The 14,061-nt window shown below is 71.7% G+C and carries 11 protein-coding genes and 1 riboswitch; of the genes, 6 read left to right on the top strand and 5 right to left on the bottom strand.

The window, feature by feature from the left end; translation table 11 throughout:
* The 3 genes from NOO62_RS02325 to NOO62_RS02315 all read right to left on the bottom strand — a co-directional run bounded on the left by NOO62_RS02325 (window position 1) and on the right by NOO62_RS02315 (window position 3,842).
* Window positions 1-471, bottom strand: a complete 471-nt coding sequence (locus tag NOO62_RS02325) for a VOC family protein (RefSeq protein WP_268769198.1) — start codon at window positions 469-471, stop codon at window positions 1-3.
* Window positions 472-571: 100 nt separating this feature from the next.
* Window positions 572-1,354: an arylamine N-acetyltransferase family protein gene (locus NOO62_RS02320; protein WP_268769197.1), complete on the bottom strand. Its 783-nt coding sequence runs from the start codon at window positions 1,352-1,354 to the stop codon at window positions 572-574.
* A 364-nt stretch (window positions 1,355-1,718) separates the two neighbouring features.
* Window positions 1,719-3,842: a M6 family metalloprotease domain-containing protein gene (locus NOO62_RS02315; protein WP_268769196.1), complete on the bottom strand. Its 2,124-nt coding sequence runs from the start codon at window positions 3,840-3,842 to the stop codon at window positions 1,719-1,721.
* A 249-nt stretch (window positions 3,843-4,091) separates the two neighbouring features.
* On the opposite strand from NOO62_RS02315, the gene NOO62_RS02310 reads away from it, so the two are divergent.
* A complete protein-coding gene (locus tag NOO62_RS02310) occupies window positions 4,092-5,528 on the top strand; it encodes a tetratricopeptide repeat protein (protein WP_268769195.1) in 1,437 nt (478 codons plus the stop codon).
* Between the two features lie 396 nt (window positions 5,529-5,924).
* Window positions 5,925-8,144 carry an MMPL family transporter gene (locus NOO62_RS02305; protein WP_268769194.1) on the top strand — a complete coding sequence of 740 codons (2,220 nt, stop codon included), beginning with the start codon at window positions 5,925-5,927 and terminating at the stop codon, window positions 8,142-8,144.
* 103 nt (window positions 8,145-8,247) lie between these two features.
* Here NOO62_RS02305 and NOO62_RS02300 read toward each other — a convergent pair whose 3' ends face one another.
* Window positions 8,248-9,243 (bottom strand): DUF3048 domain-containing protein, encoded by a 996-nt coding sequence (locus NOO62_RS02300; protein WP_268769193.1) that lies wholly within the window; start codon window positions 9,241-9,243, stop codon window positions 8,248-8,250.
* Window positions 9,244-9,510: 267 nt separating this feature from the next.
* Window positions 9,511-9,695: riboswitch (cobalamin riboswitch) on the top strand.
* 29 nt (window positions 9,696-9,724) lie between these two features.
* Between NOO62_RS02300 and NOO62_RS02295 the strand changes: the two genes are divergently transcribed.
* From NOO62_RS02295 to NOO62_RS02280, 4 genes are read left to right on the top strand one after another with little or no spacing between them, the layout of a single operon-like run.
* Window positions 9,725-10,444 carry an energy-coupling factor ABC transporter permease gene (locus NOO62_RS02295; protein WP_268775443.1) on the top strand — a complete coding sequence of 240 codons (720 nt, stop codon included), beginning with the start codon at window positions 9,725-9,727 and terminating at the stop codon, window positions 10,442-10,444.
* Window positions 10,444-10,863: an energy-coupling factor ABC transporter substrate-binding protein gene (locus NOO62_RS02290; protein WP_268769192.1), complete on the top strand. Its 420-nt coding sequence runs from the start codon at window positions 10,444-10,446 to the stop codon at window positions 10,861-10,863. The genes NOO62_RS02295 and NOO62_RS02290 overlap by 1 nt, the downstream gene beginning before the upstream one ends.
* 6 nt (window positions 10,864-10,869) lie before the next feature.
* Window positions 10,870-11,619, top strand: coding sequence for a cobalt ECF transporter T component CbiQ (gene cbiQ / locus NOO62_RS02285; protein WP_268769191.1), 750 nt, complete (start codon window positions 10,870-10,872; stop codon window positions 11,617-11,619).
* A complete protein-coding gene (locus NOO62_RS02280) occupies window positions 11,616-12,515 on the top strand; it encodes an energy-coupling factor ABC transporter ATP-binding protein (RefSeq protein ID WP_268769190.1) in 900 nt (299 codons plus the stop codon). The genes cbiQ and NOO62_RS02280 overlap by 4 nt, the downstream gene beginning before the upstream one ends.
* Window positions 12,516-12,536: 21 nt before the next feature.
* Here the strand turns inward: NOO62_RS02280 and NOO62_RS02275 are convergent, their stop codons facing one another.
* Complete coding sequence (locus tag NOO62_RS02275; RefSeq protein ID WP_268775442.1) at window positions 12,537-13,286, bottom strand: dienelactone hydrolase family protein; 750 nt, start codon at window positions 13,284-13,286, stop codon at window positions 12,537-12,539.
* Between the last annotated feature and the right edge of the window lie 775 nt (window positions 13,287-14,061).

The following is a 14,061-nucleotide window of genomic DNA, read 5'->3' as shown; positions in this document are numbered from 1 at the left end:
CTAGCCGTCGGCCGCCGCCCGCAACGCCGCCACGTCCAGCTTCTTCATGCCGAGCATCGCCTGCATGGCGCGCCGGGCCCGCTCGGCGTCCGGGTCGGTGAGGAGCTCGTTGAGCACCGTGGGGACGACCTGCCAGGACAGGCCGTACTTGTCCTTCAGCCACCCGCAGGGGCCTTCCTCGCCGCCCTCGGAGAGCTTGGTCCAGTAGTGGTCGACCTCGGCCTGGTCGGCGCAGAGGATCTGGAAGGAGACGGCCTCGTTGAACGTGAAGTCGGGCCCGCCGTTGAGCGCCGTGTAGGGCCGGCCGTCCAGGACGAACTCCACGGTCAGGACGGTGCCCGCGGGGCGCGGGGCGCCTTCGCCGTAGTACGAGACGCTCTTGATCCCGGAGTTGGGGAAGACCGACACGTAGAAGTTGGCCGCCTCCTCGCCCTGAAGGTCGAACCAGAGGCTTGGCGTGATCGTGGGCATGGTGCTCTCCTGTCGCGTACGCGGCGGTCCTGTCCGCCTTTCGGCTCTGCCTGTGTGGACCGTCGCACCGCCCGGAACTCATCGCCCCACGGTGAACCGGTCACTCGCCTCCCCGTACGTGCGGCTCCCGCTCCAGCGTGATGCCGAAGTGCCGCTCGTACGCGGCGAGCACCTCCGCCTCCGTGGTCAGTTCGAGGGTTTCGCGCTCGCCGCCCGCGGTGGTCTTCAGGGTGCGCCCGCTCAGCGTGACGCGGCCGGCGTCGATGAGGCGGGAGCAGACCAGGGAGCGCGTGAAGTGCGAGTCGGGCGACGTGCGGTGGTACCAGGCACCGGCCTTGAAGTCGGCCAGCGCGCGCGGACGCGGGTCCACCAGGTACTGCCGCTTGCCGTCCTTGACGACGTCGAGGTCGCCGTCCGGAGTCTCCGCGATGCGGAACGTGCCTGCCGGGTCGGCCTGCTCGCCGCGGTCCGCGTAGGCGAGCGGCAGCTCGCTGTGGGCGCCGAAACCGACGTCCGCGAGCCAGTCGCCGCCGTCCTCCGTGAGCACGCGCAGGGCGAGGTGGTCGAAGGGGATGCCGAGCTCCCCGGTGTCGTCGTACACCCGGGCCTGCAACAGCGCGACGTCGAAGCCGAGGGCCTTCAGGAGCGCGGCGAAGGCGCCGTTGAGCTCGTAGCAGAAGCCGCCTCTGTGGGCGTCCACGACCTTGCTGACCAGGGCCTTGTCGGTGAGCTCGATGTCCTGGCCCAGGTGGATCGAGAGGTTCTCGAAGGGAACGCTGCGCAGATGCGCCAGATGCAGGTCGTGGAGGGCCCGCGAGGTGGGGGCGGCGGGGCGTTCGGCGCCGATGTGCCGCAGGTAGGCGTCGATCTGTTCGGTGTCCATGGCACCAGTGTGGTGCGGGACGCGGTGCCCGGGCCACGGGCCCCGGAGGGAGGCGGTGCCCTCCGTGGGTCCTAGGGCCTGTGTCGGAAGTCCCGCCTGCCCCGCGACGCCCGGCACGCGCCCTCGCGGCGTTGTCGGGGCACCCCGATACAACCAGTATCGGGGCGACCCTCCGCCTTGCGATCGCACGTACCGGACGCCGCGGGGCCCGCCCTCCGGGCGGACGACGGGACTTCCGACACAGGCCCTAGGACTTCGGAGCGACCGGCAGCGCCTCGCCGAGCGTGTCTGGACCGACCTGCGCGAGTCCTTCCGCCCCTTGCGGCCCGCGGGCTGACGGCGGAAGAACTCGCGAGGGTTTCCGTCAGCGGCCGCCCTGCTGCGCGCCGCCCTTCTTTGCGACGGCGCAGGTGGCCGTGGCGGCCTTGTGCGGGTCGCTCACCGAGCGGGCGGTGAGGGTGAGGCGGCCCTTTGGGTGGGCGTTCGCCTTCGCGGACACGGCGACGTCCACGTCGACCGTGGCGCCCGCCCTCGCCGTGGCCAGCTTGCTGGGCAGCCAGGCGGACCAGCCGCGGCCCGAGGCCTCGGCGGAGAGCCGGTAGACGTCGGAGTCGAGGTAGCGGGCGGCGTTCTCGGGGTGCTCGCCCGGCGGTTCTGCCGACGCGCGGCCGGTGTTGGTCAGCGGGAAGGTGCAGGTCGCGCGGCTCTTCACGGGGTTGCCCGACGCCTCGCCGCGGTGCAGTGCGGTCCCGCGGCGCTGCGGGCCCGCACCGTCCAGCGACTTGACGGCGATGGTGTACGACAGCACGCCCGAGCGGCTGCGGCGGATGTCGGTGACGTAGAAGTGCAGGCGGTTGGCGCGGTCGACGTACTCGTAGGAGCTGCCGGAGTCCGTTCCGGCGTGGAAGAGCGCGTCGCTGAGCTGGCGGTAGTCACCCATCGTGATCTTCTGCTCGGTTCCGTCGGGGCGCGTGAAGTCCACCATGTCGATGTCCTCCGGGTGGGCGTCGATCACCCAGGCGAAGGGGGCGCGGTCCTGGTTCTTGGTCTTGGTGATGAGTACGCCGTTGTCCGGGGTGAAGGAGTCCATGCCCATCCGGTCCACGACCTCGACCGTGTAGTTCTCGTAGCCGCCGCCGTCGCACAGCGGGTCGGTGGCGCGGTCGCAGACGGGGGAGAGGTCGCGGGACATGGCGATGTTGACGCCGGACAACCCCCGCGCGCCGGGCGGCGCGGACCGGGCGGTGACCTTGGCGACGACCACACCGGACTCGTCGAGCGCGTCGCGGTCCAGGCGCAGCACGTTCTTCTCGTCGACGATGCCGAGCTTCAGCTTGTCGCGCAGGATGTGCTGGGAGCCCATCGAGCCGCCCTCGGTGGCCGGGATCTTCCAGCGGGTGTGCGGGCCGCCGGGGCCGTTGAACGAGCCGCGCGAGAGCATGCTCCAGATGCCGGTGTAGGCGCGGCTCAAAGGCTTGCCATAGGGGTTGTTGTAGTTGTCGCCTATGCCCAATATGTGGCTGAGCTCGTGGGCGTACACCCCCATGCCCGAGCTCTCGGCCTGCGTGGACGAGCCGGTGACGGCGTTCGGCCAGATGCGGGCCGCGGCCTGCCAGGACGTCCACGGCACGTAGCGGGTCGTGGCGGCGTTGCTGCCGGAGAGGATGGGGGACGGCGGGCCCCACGTGCCCGGTACCTGCCCCTGCGAGCCGAACTTCATCTGGCCGAACTCCTGCCAGGTGGAGGACTCGTCCTGCCCCGCGGTGAGATAGAAGACGAAGTCGTACTTGGCCGCCTCGGCCTCGCCGACCTGGGCGGTCCAGGCCGCCTTGCCGTTGGCGCGGATGTCCTTGCCGCACGTGCTGTCGGTGGGGCAGGCGCCCGGGTTCATGCCGGGCTCGATGCCGTACTGGAACGACTTGAACGGCATGCGGTACACGCCGAAGGCCTTCAGGTCGACGCCGACGCGGCCGCCGGAGTCCTCCATCCAGTACTCATTGATGGTGTGGCCGCGGTTGAGCGCGCCGGGTTTGTTGAGGAAGTCCTCGTAGAACCGCGGGAGACGGGAGCGCGGGACGTCGGACGCGGTGGTCTGCGGGTTGCCGAAGACCGTCGAGCCCGCGGGCTTGCCGACGGTGAACTCCTCGTCGGGATAGTCGAGGAGGACGAGGGCGCCCTTGAACGTGCGGTCGGTGGGCTCGATGCCGGGGTTCGCCCAGTCGGTGCCGGGCACGGAGCGGTACTCGCTCCAGGTCATGTCGTCGGGATTGCGCCAGTTCTGCGGGTCGATGGGCCGTGCGAGGGACGGCCGGTCGCGGGCGACGGGATCGGTCTCGTCGGGCGTCGCACGGGCCGTGCCCACCGCGGCCGTCGCCATGGCCGCGAGGACGGCGACCAGGACAGTGGCACGTCGGGCGGGGTGGCGGCGCGGACGGGTGGTGGCGGATGCGCGTACGGGGCGTCCGGTGCGTCTGTGACGGAGGAACATGGCTCACCTCGTGCCTCTTGCCGGGAAGAAAGGGACAAGTGCGTGACAAGCCGTTCGAGTGGTGCGTCAACCGCTGCAAAGGTAGGCCGCCCGAAGCGGTGATGCCAGAGTGCCTCCAGAGCGCCCCGTGACGGGTTCCGCGTCGGCGGCGGGGCGTCAAGTGCCCTCGCGGCGGGCAGGATTGGTGCCCCCTCACCCGGCGGACCGCTCACCGGACCGCACGGCGTCTCCCCGCGGAAGGAGCCGACCATGGCACAGGAGCCGACCATGGCAGGCGACCGGCACGGCCACCCGATGTCCCGCACCGGCACCGAGGCCGCCGCCCTCTACGAACAGGCGCTGGAACACCTGCTGTTCTTCCGCGCCGACGTGGCCGACGCGTCCCGGCAGCTGCTCGCCACCGCGCCCCGCTCGGTCATGGGCCACGTACTCGCCGCCCATTTGGGCCTCCTCGGCACGGAGGAGAAGGAGGCCGCCGACGCCCGCAACGCGTTCGAGCGCTTCAAGGAACACGTGCACCGGGGCGAGATGACACCGCGCGAGCGCATGCACGTCGCCGCCGCCACCTCCTGGCTCCGGGGCGACCTCCACCAGGCGGGCCGGGTGCTCGGCGAGCTCTCCGTGGAGTATCCGCGCGACGTGCTCGCCCTGGCCGTCGGCCACCAGATCGACTTCTTCACCGGCAACGCCGCGCGCCTGCGCGACCGCATCGGCGGCGCCCTGTCCGCCTGGGACGCGTCGGACCCGCAGTACGGCCCCGTCCTCGGCATGTACGCCTTCGGTCTCGAGGAGTCGTGCCACTACGAGCAGGCGCGGGAGATCGGCCTCGCCGCCGTCGAGCGCCGACCGCACGACGTGTGGGGCATCCACGCCGTGGTGCACACCTACGAGATGCAGGGCCGGTTCGCCGACGGCATCCGCTACCTCGACGCCCGCACCGCGGACTGGGCGACCGGCAACTACCTGAACGTGCACAACTGGTGGCACTACTGCCTCTACGCCCTGGAGGCGGGCGACATCCCGCGCGTCCTGGAGATCTACGACGCCGCACTGCACCACGCGGAGTCGACGGGTGCGGCGATGGAGCTCCTGGACGCGGCCGCCCTCCTGTGGCGGCTGCGGCTGGCCGGGCAGGACGCGGGGGGCCGGTGGGGGCCGCTCGCCGACGCCTGGGCCGCCCGCCACGACGGCCCGTACTACGCCTTCAACGACGCGCACGCGGTCATGGCGTACGTCGGCGCGGGCCGCACCGCCGACGCCGAACGCCTGGTCCGCGCGCGCGAGCGGTATGTCGCGTGCAGCGGCTCCGGCGTGTCCAACCACGCCATGACCGCGGACATCGGGCTGCCCGTGTGCCGCGCACTGATCGCCTACGGAGAACACCACTACGACCGGGCCGTGGAACTCCTGCTCCCCGTACGGCACCGCCTGGGGGAGTACGGCGGAAGTCATGCCCAGCGCGACGCCGTGCACAAGACCCTGCTGGAGGCCGCCCTGCGCGCCGGCCGCCACGAGCTGTCCCGCACCCTCCTGAGCGAGCGCATCAACCTGCGCCCGGTCTGCCCGTACAACTGGCTGGCCCAGGCCCGCCTGGCCGACGAACTGGGGGAGGGGGCGCGCGCCGCGGTGGCCCGCGCCAGGGCGGGCGAGCAGGCGGCCGACGGCGCGGCGGCACTCAAACGGTGAAGCGGCGCGGGTCCCGGCGTGCGACAACGGCGAAATCCGGCCAACGGCTGTATCCGTCGCCTCGCGGCGCATATGCGTGCGTGGTGCAGGTATAGGGGGCGAGCTGCGGCGCGGCGTAAGGGGAGTCGAATGTTCCGCGCCAATGATGAAGAAACCGTTGACACGTGACTGCACCCTGTGGCCTAGAAAGGGAGATCCGCTCTCCTCCCAGGGGATGACACTTCGCGCGACGCAGTACAGCGACCGTGGGCCGATAGTCCGGCTCGCAGGCGGACTTGTTGACCTCAAAGGGCGGTGAAGATTGAGGGGAAATCCTGCTGGACCCCCTGACGTGCGGCGATCGCACCGGCAGAGGGTTGTCCGTGCCTGCCGAACCCGACGGGAGTCCCCTTCGCCGTGGCTACGTTCCTGTACAAACTAGGCCGCCTCGCCTTCCGGCGGCGCCGTTACGTGGCGCTGCTGTGGGTCGTGGCCCTGGCGGGGGCCATCTTCGCCTCCTCGGCGGCTCCCGCCCCGCCCGAAGACTCCTTCTCCATGCCGGGAACGGAGTCGCAGAAGGCCTTCGACCGCCTCGAGGAGCACTTCCCCGACGCCAGCGCCGACGGAGCGAGCGCCCGCGTCGTCATCCGCGCCCCCAAGGGCGAGAAGCTCACCGAGGGGCAGCAGAAGAGCCAGGTCGACCGCCTCGTCGACACCATAGGCAAGGGCCCGCAGGTGTCGAGCGTCGACGACCCCTACGAGGCCGACGCCGTCAGCAAGGACGGCACCACCGCCTACGCCTCGGTCACCTACAAGGTCACCGCCACCGAACTCACCGACGAGGCCAGGGACGCGCTGACCGAGGCGACCGACGAGACCCGCGACGCGGGCTTCACGGTCGAGACCGGCGGCGACGCCGTCATGGCCGAGCAGGAGATGGGCGGCAGCGCCGAACTCATCGGCATCGCCATCTCCGCGGTCGTCCTCATCCTGACCTTCGGCTCGCTGGTCGCCGCGGGCATGCCGCTCCTCACCGCGATCATCGGTGTCGGCATCGGCATCTCCGGCATCGCGGCACTCGGCAGCACCCTCGACCTCTCCGCCACGACCTCCACGCTCGCGATGATGATCGGCCTCGCCGTCGGCATCGACTACGCCCTCTTCATCGTCTCCCGCTACCGAGCGGAGATAGCCGAGGGCCGCGAACCGGAGGAAGCCGCGGGCCGGGCCACCGGAACCGCGGGATCCGCCGTCGTCTTCGCCGGCCTCACCGTGGTCGTCGCCCTGTCGGGCCTCGCGATCGTCAACATCCCGATCCTCACCAAGATGGGTCTGGCCGCCGCGGCCACCGTCGTCATCGCCGTCCTCATCGCGCTCACCATGATCCCCGCGCTGCTCGGCTTCGCGGGCCGCAAGGTGCTGCGCCGCAAGGACCGCAAGAAGTCCGCGAGCGAACTGTCCGACCCGAACGCCAAGCCGAAGCTCGGCACCCGCTGGGCGCGCTTCGTCCTGCGCCACCCGCTCTCCGTGCTCCTGGTCGCCGTCGTCGGCCTCGGCGCCGTGGCAGTACCGGCCGCAAGCCTGGAGCTCGGTCTGCCCGACGAGGGCACGTCGGCGCCGGACACGACGCAGCGCAAGGCGTACGACATGCTGTCCCAGTCCTTCGGCGCCGGGTTCAACGGCCCGCTGATGATCACGGTCAGCAAGGACGCCGACGTCGCCGGCGCGGCCAAGACCGTCGGTGACTCCATCGCCAAGATCGACGGCGTCGTCGCCGTGACGCCCGCCCAGGCCAACAAGGCCGGCGACACCGCGATCCTGAACGTCATCCCCAAGACGGGCCCGAGCGACCACGAGACCGAGGAACTGGTCAAGTCGATCCGCTCGACCGCCGACGGCATCGGCGCCGACACCGGCTCCGAGATCCTGGTCACCGGCCAGACCGCGATGACCATCGACTTCTCGCAGACGCTCGACGACGCGCTCCTGCCCTACCTCGGCCTGGTCGTCGGACTCGCCTTCCTGCTCCTGATGCTGGTGTTCCGCTCCGTTCTGGTCCCGCTCAAGGCGGCGCTCGGCTTCCTGCTCTCGGTGGCAGCCGCGCTCGGCGCCGTGGTCGCGGTCTTCCAGTGGGGCTGGCTCGCCGACATCGTGGGCGTCGACCAGCCGGGCCCGATCATGAGCATGATGCCGATCTTCATGATCGGTGTGGTCTTCGGCCTGGCGATGGACTACGAGGTCTTCCTCGTGACCCGGATGCGCGAGGCGTACGTCCACGGGGCGCGCCCCGGCGAGTCGGTCGTGACCGGCTTCACCCACGGCGGACGGGTCGTGGCCGCGGCCGCGATCATCATGATCAGCGTCTTCTCCGGCTTCATCATGGAGAACGACGACATGATCAAGATGATGGGCTTCGGTCTCGCCATCGCCGTCCTCTTCGACGCCTTCGTGGTCCGCATGGCGATCGTGCCCGCCGTCCTCGCGCTGCTCGGCAAGTCCGCCTGGTGGCTGCCGCGCTGGCTGGACAAGGTGCTGCCGAACGTGGACGTGGAGGGCGAGAAGCTCCACAGGAACCTCGGCGACACCGGGACGCCCGACGCCGAGACGGACCGGGAGCTGGCCCCTGTGGGCCGCTGACACACCGCGGCACCCGCTGAGCGGGCCGGCCGGGACACCCCACACGTGGGGGAGTGCCCCGACCGGCCCGCTCGGTCGTTCCCGGAGGTTGTGGCGGAGGGGCTCAGCGGCGGTCCGCGTAGACCATCCAGACCTGGCCGGGCGCGAAGGGCATCGGCTCGCCGTTCGGCCGGGTGAACGTGGTGCCGCCGTCGGCCGTGGGACGCTGCCAGCGCGTCGCGTACCGCTTGCCGTCGCGCAGCACCGTCGCCCTGCCGCGGCCGACCGTCTCGATGTACGGCGTCGCCGCGCCGTTGACGTCCTTGAAGCGCGACGGACGCATGTTCACGTACTGGATCACGATGGTGCGGGCGCCGAGCTGCCGCCCCGACGTGCCGCGGGCCGGGGCGCCGTCGAAGGACGCGAGCCAGCGGCCCTGCCGCCGCGACCAGCGGAAGGTGTGGCTCGCGGCGGCGTACCTGACGGTCCGCGCGGCGGTGCGCGCGCCGCCCGCCGGAGCCGGGCCGAAGCGGAAGCCGACGTCGGCCGGGCGGTCGGCCCGCGGAGCCGAACGCAGCAGGGCCTCGGGGTGGACGAAGAGGTTGTGCGGGGCGGGCCGCCCGCCGTGCCGGAAGTACGCGCCGGGCACCCGGCCCTGCGAGCGTGCGTGCAGCGGCGAGTTCCGCAGCACCTTCTGCAGGGCGCTGCGCACCCCGGAGTACGCGAGGGCAGGACGCCCGAACTGGCGCAGGAGCTCGATGTCCGACTCGCGGGCACTGCGCACCGGTCCGACGGCCTTCGGAAGTTTGCTGGAGTACACGCCCATCAGGCGGCTCATGCCGCCCTCGACCTTCTCCACGTAGACGAGGTCCGCCCGGTCGAGACCGGTGTGTGGCCGGGCGTGGCGCGCGTTGTCGAACTTCACGGCGAGCACCGGGTTCTGCGGTGCCGACTGCCCGGTGAAGGGCGAGGTGGTCCGAGGGGCCGGGGTGTCCTCGGGGGAGTGGGCGCTCGCGTACGAGGGGGCTCCCACGGTGAGCGAGGCCGTGGCGGCCAGCGCGAGCACTGTCGCGCCGATGCGAGTGCGACGGTCGGCCCGGACTCTCGATGCTGCCTTCAAGGCGTCTCCATTCGTGGCGGGGCGGCAGCCGCACACGTACCTCCCGCGCCGGTACGCCCAATCACGCCTGGGCCATCCACCGACACCCCGTCACTCTTTCCGGGGGCCGAACCGCGTGGCGCCGCACCGAATGGCGCCCCGGACGCGTACACCGGCACTTCCTCCGGCCCGTCACAGCCGCTGAACAGGGGCGTACGCGGTGGTATGCGCGCTCGCGCGTGCCACCGCCGCGACCCGCCCGCAAGTTGTCAGCACGTCTGATGCGCACTAATGTCACCACGCCTTGGTGAACGGGAAATCCGGTGTGATGCCGGTGCGGCCCTCGCCACTGTGATCGGGAAGTCCGGCTCCAGCCCTCGCGGCAGCCACTGGGTACGCACGTACCCGGGAAGGCGGAGTCCGGTCGGTACGACCCGTCAGCCAGGAGACCGGCCAAGGCGCGTTGTCCATCCACGAGGTGCTGGAGAGGGTCTGCCGAGCCATGCACATAGCCGAGGGTTTCCTCCCACCGGCGCACGCGATCGCCTGGGGCGTAGCGTCCGCGCCGTTCGTCGTCCACGGAGTCCGCTCCCTGACCCGTGAAGTCAAGGAACACCCGGAGAGCACGCTGCTCCTCGGCGCCTCCGGGGCCTTCACCTTTGTCCTTTCCGCCCTGAAGATCCCCTCCGTGACGGGCAGTTGCTCGCACCCGACGGGGACCGGGCTCGGGGCGATCCTGTTCCGCCCGCCGATCATGACGGTGCTCGGAACCATCACCCTGCTCTTCCAGGCGCTGCTGCTCGCCCACGGCGGGCTCACCACCCTGGGCGCCAACGTCTTCTCCATGGCGATCGTCGGGCCCTGGGCGGGCTACGCCGTCTACCGGCTCCTGAAGCGGTACGACGTGCCGCTCATGGTCGCCGTGTTCTTCGGCGCGTTCGTCGCCGACCTGTCCACGTACTGCGTCACCAGCGTCCAGCTGGCCCTGGCGTTCCCCGACCCCAGCAGCGGCTTCCTGGGCGCCCTGGGCAAGTTCGGCGGCATCTTCGCCGTCACGCAGATCCCGCTCGCGGTCAGCGAGGGCCTGCTCACCGTCCTGGTGATGCGGCTGCTCGTGCAGTCGAGCAAGGGCGAACTCACCCGCCTCGGCGTGCTCTTGCAGCGCAAGCAGCCGACCGAGACGACCAAGTCGACCGAGACGCAGACGGGGGCCAGCGCCTGATGAGCCGTAACGCGAAGATCAACACCCTGCTGCTCCTCATCGTGGCCGCACTCGCCGTGCTGCCCATCGCGCTCGGGCTCGGCGACGACGAGGAGGAGCCGTTCGCCGGGGCCGACGCCCAGGCCGAGACGGCGATCACCGAGATCGAGCCGGACTACGAGCCGTGGTTCTCGCCGCTGTACGAGCCCCCGTCCGGCGAGGTCGAGTCGGCGCTCTTCGCCCTCCAGGCGGCCCTCGGCGCGGGAGTCCTCGCCTACTACTTCGGGCTCCGCAAGGGCCGCAAGCAGGGCGCGGAGCTGGGCATTGAGCAGGGCGCGGAGCAGGCACGCGCGGAGCAGGCGCGCACGGAGCGCCGGGCCGAGCCCGCCGGGGATCCGGCCGACGCGGACAGAAGCCGGGCCGAGACCGAGCAGGTCTGATCCGGCGTGCTGCCCATCGACGCGGCGGCGCACAGCAGTCGCTGGCGCCGCCGGCACCCCGTGGACAAGGCCGTGCTCGGACTCGGCCTCACCGTCCTCGCCATCTCGCTGCCGCCCTGGCCGGGCGCCGCCCTGGTCCTGGCCGCCGCGCTCGTCCTGCTGCTCGGCCCCGCGGGTGTGCCGCCCCGCAAACTGTGGCGCGCCTACCGCGTGCCACTCGGCTTCTGCGTCACCGGCGCCCTCACCCTGCTCGTCCAAGTGGGCGGCCCCGACGGGTTCGTGACGTTCGCGGAGGGCGGTCCGGCGCGCGCCGGCGGACTGCTCCTGCGGACCTCAGCCGCCTCGCTCGGCGTGCTGCTCTTCGCCTTCACCACCCCGATGTCGGACCTGCTCCCGCGCCTGGTGAAGGCGGGCGTGCCCGCGCCGGTCGTGGACGTGGCACTCGTCACGTACCGGATGAGCTTCCTGCTCCTGGACTCCATGAGCCGCATCCGGCAGGCGCAGGCCGCGCGCCTCGGCCACACCACCCGCGCCGCCACCTGGCGCTCCCTCGCCGGTCTCGGCGCCACCGCGTTCGTACGCGCCTTCGACCGGGCGAGCCGCTTGCAAGCAGGCCTCGCCGGGCGCGGCTACGACGGCACCCTGCGCGTACTCGTGCCCGAGGCCCGCGTCTCGCGCCCCTTCATCGCCGCGGGCGCGGCACTTCTCGTGGGCCTGGTGGCCCTCACCCTCGTACTGGAAAGGTTCCTCCCATGAGCGAGCCGAGGGCTCTTCGCGAGCCGGACGCTCCCGCAGGACCGCACGCGTCCGTGGTCGCCCTCCACGCGGCGGCGTACGCGTACGAGGACGGGCCCACCGTCCTCAGCGGCCTGGACTTCGACGTCGTCGACGGGCGCGCGCTCGCCCTGCTCGGGCGCAACGGCAGCGGCAAGACCACCCTCATGCGCCTGCTCAGCGGCGGACTGCGCCCCGCCGAGGGGAGCCTGACCCTCGCGGGGACCCCGGTCACGTACGACCGCAAGGGCCTGACCCGGCTGCGCACCACCGTGCAGCTGGTCGTCCAGGACCCCGACGACCAGCTGTTCGCCGCATCGGTCGAGCAGGACGTGTCGTTCGGCCCGCTCAACCTCGGCCTGCCCGACCCGGAAGTCCGGGCACGGGTGGCCGAGGCGCTCGCCGCCCTCGACATCACCCCGCTCGCCGACCGGCCCACCCACCTGCTCTCCTACGGGCAGCGGAAGCGGACCGCGATCGCCGGAGCCGTCGCGATGCGCCCCCGCGTCCTCATCCTCGACGAGCCGACCGCCGGACTCGACCCCGACGGCCAGGAGCGCCTCCTCGACACCCTGCAAGGACTGCTGGACGCGGGCACGACCGTCGTCATGGCGACCCACGACGTGGACCTGGCCCTGCGCTGGGCCGACGACGCGGCGCTGCTCACTCCCTCCGGCGTACGGACAGGACCGGCGGCGGAGATGCTGGGGCGCCGCGACCTCCTCGCGCAGGCCGGGCTGCACCTGCCGTGGGGCATCGCGGTCGGCGAACTGCTGCGCGCCCACGGCCTGCCGACCGGCATGGGCGAAGGGCCGCGGACGGCCGAGGAGTTGGCGGCGCTGGTGGCGAGACCGGCGACCGCGGCGGACGAGGTCTGATGTCCCCCTGGCGGGTGGGGCTCAGACCTTCCTGAGAGTGCGGTCGAGCAGCGGCAGCAACCGTTCCCAGTGGCGTCGCAGACCCGCGGCGTCGAAGGCGTCCGTGTCGGCCATCGTGAAGCCGTGGGCGGTGCCCGCGTAGGTCTCGATGGTGTGGGTGACACCGGCCGCGTCGAAGGCCTTGCCGAGCTCGTCGATCGCCTCGGGCGTCAGGTCTCCTTCGGCGAGGCCGAGGTGGACCTCGGCGGTGAGGTCGTGGACGAGGCGGTGCGGGCTGTCCGGCGCGTCGGTGACCAGGAAGCCGGGGTGGAATCCGGCGACGGCGGCGACCAGGTCGGGGTGGGCGGTGGCGGTGCGCATCGCCAGGGAGGCGCCCAGGCAGTAGCCGACGGCGGCGACCGGTCCCGCGCCGACCTCGGGCCGCCCGGTGAGGAACGTGAGGTAGGCCTCCGCGTCGCGCAGGATCCGCTCGGTGGTGTGCGCCTTGACCAGGGGCATCGCCTCGGCGAAGACCGCGGGCCGCTCCTCCTCCCCGATGTGCTCGGGGAGTTCGAGCACCGGCGCGGGGCCGTGCCGGTAGTAGAGGTTGGGGACGAGCACGTGGTACCCGTGTCCGGCGAGCTCGACGGCCTTCTTCTCCAGCTCCGGCCGCAGACCGAACGCGTCCGGGTACATGAGCACGCCGGGATGCCGTTCGCCGCCCTCGGGAAAGGCGACGAAGGCGTCGGCCGGGCCGTCCGCGGTGGGTATCTGCAGTGTCTGGGTGGGCACGGCTTTCCTTCCGGTGGTGGTACAGGTCGAGGTCGAGATCGAGATCGAGGGGGAGCTCCGCGAAGGGCGGGTCCTCCGGATACAGCACGCTATGCGCTGCCCCGCGAACCCGTCACGGACGAGCGGCGTGACGGTGATCACCGAGCCGATGCCGAGAGCGAGCCAGTAGAGGCGCCCGTGACCGGCACGGTGCAGCAGCACGAACAACGTCCCGCCGCACAGCGCGCCCAGCGCCTCGCCGCCGGTCCAGCAGATCTGCCGGAGGTGGAAAACCTCCAGGCGGGACCCGACCGCGAGCCCGGCGAAGGCGGTACTGACGGTGGCGTGGAAGAACGGTTCGGCGAGCGTGAACAGGGCGACGGCCACGACGAGGGCGGGCCCGGCGGCCAGGCCGGAACCGAGCACCAGCATCGCGCCGCCGAAGCCCCACGCCGCCACGCCCACGAAGACGTACGACGGCACGCCCCGGCGCATCAGTCGCGTCATCACCGCGGTGGCGGGGGACTGCAACACCACGATGCCCACCGCGGGGGCGGCGAACAGTGCCGCCCGCAGTGACGCGGACGCCATCTCCTCGGCGAACAGCAGAACCAGGGAAGAGGCGAGCTGGGCGTACAGAAAGGTGACAGCGGTCGCGCGTCGCCTCCGTGATAGGTGGCCATGGCCAGGAAGGGCCCCACCGAGGCCGCGATGTTGATCGCGATCATCGTCGGCCGATACCGCCTGCCCGACAGGCGGCGGCTGATCAGCAGGATGCCCGACCCCGCCGGTCGCC

This window comes from Streptomyces sp. Je 1-369, assembly GCF_026810505.1.
GTDB lineage: Bacteria > Actinomycetota > Actinomycetes > Streptomycetales > Streptomycetaceae > Streptomyces.
This window is presented reverse-complemented; position numbering and strand designations above follow the sequence as displayed.

Excerpts from the sequence above, each read along its gene's own strand:
- NOO62_RS02325 (WP_268769198.1), bottom strand. The coding sequence starts at position 471 with ATGCCCACGATCACGCCAAGCCTCTGGTTCGACCTTCAGGGCGAGGAG.
- NOO62_RS02295 (WP_268775443.1), top strand. The coding sequence starts at position 9,725 with ATGCACATAGCCGAGGGTTTCCTCCCACCGGCGCACGCGATCGCCTGG.
- NOO62_RS02280 (WP_268769190.1), top strand. The coding sequence starts at position 11,616 with ATGAGCGAGCCGAGGGCTCTTCGCGAGCCGGACGCTCCCGCAGGACCG.
- NOO62_RS02315 (WP_268769196.1), bottom strand. The coding sequence starts at position 3,842 with ATGTTCCTCCGTCACAGACGCACCGGACGCCCCGTACGCGCATCCGCC.
- NOO62_RS02290 (WP_268769192.1), top strand. The coding sequence starts at position 10,444 with ATGAGCCGTAACGCGAAGATCAACACCCTGCTGCTCCTCATCGTGGCC.
- NOO62_RS02320 (WP_268769197.1), bottom strand. The coding sequence starts at position 1,354 with ATGGACACCGAACAGATCGACGCCTACCTGCGGCACATCGGCGCCGAA.
- NOO62_RS02310 (WP_268769195.1), top strand. The coding sequence starts at position 4,092 with ATGGCACAGGAGCCGACCATGGCAGGCGACCGGCACGGCCACCCGATG.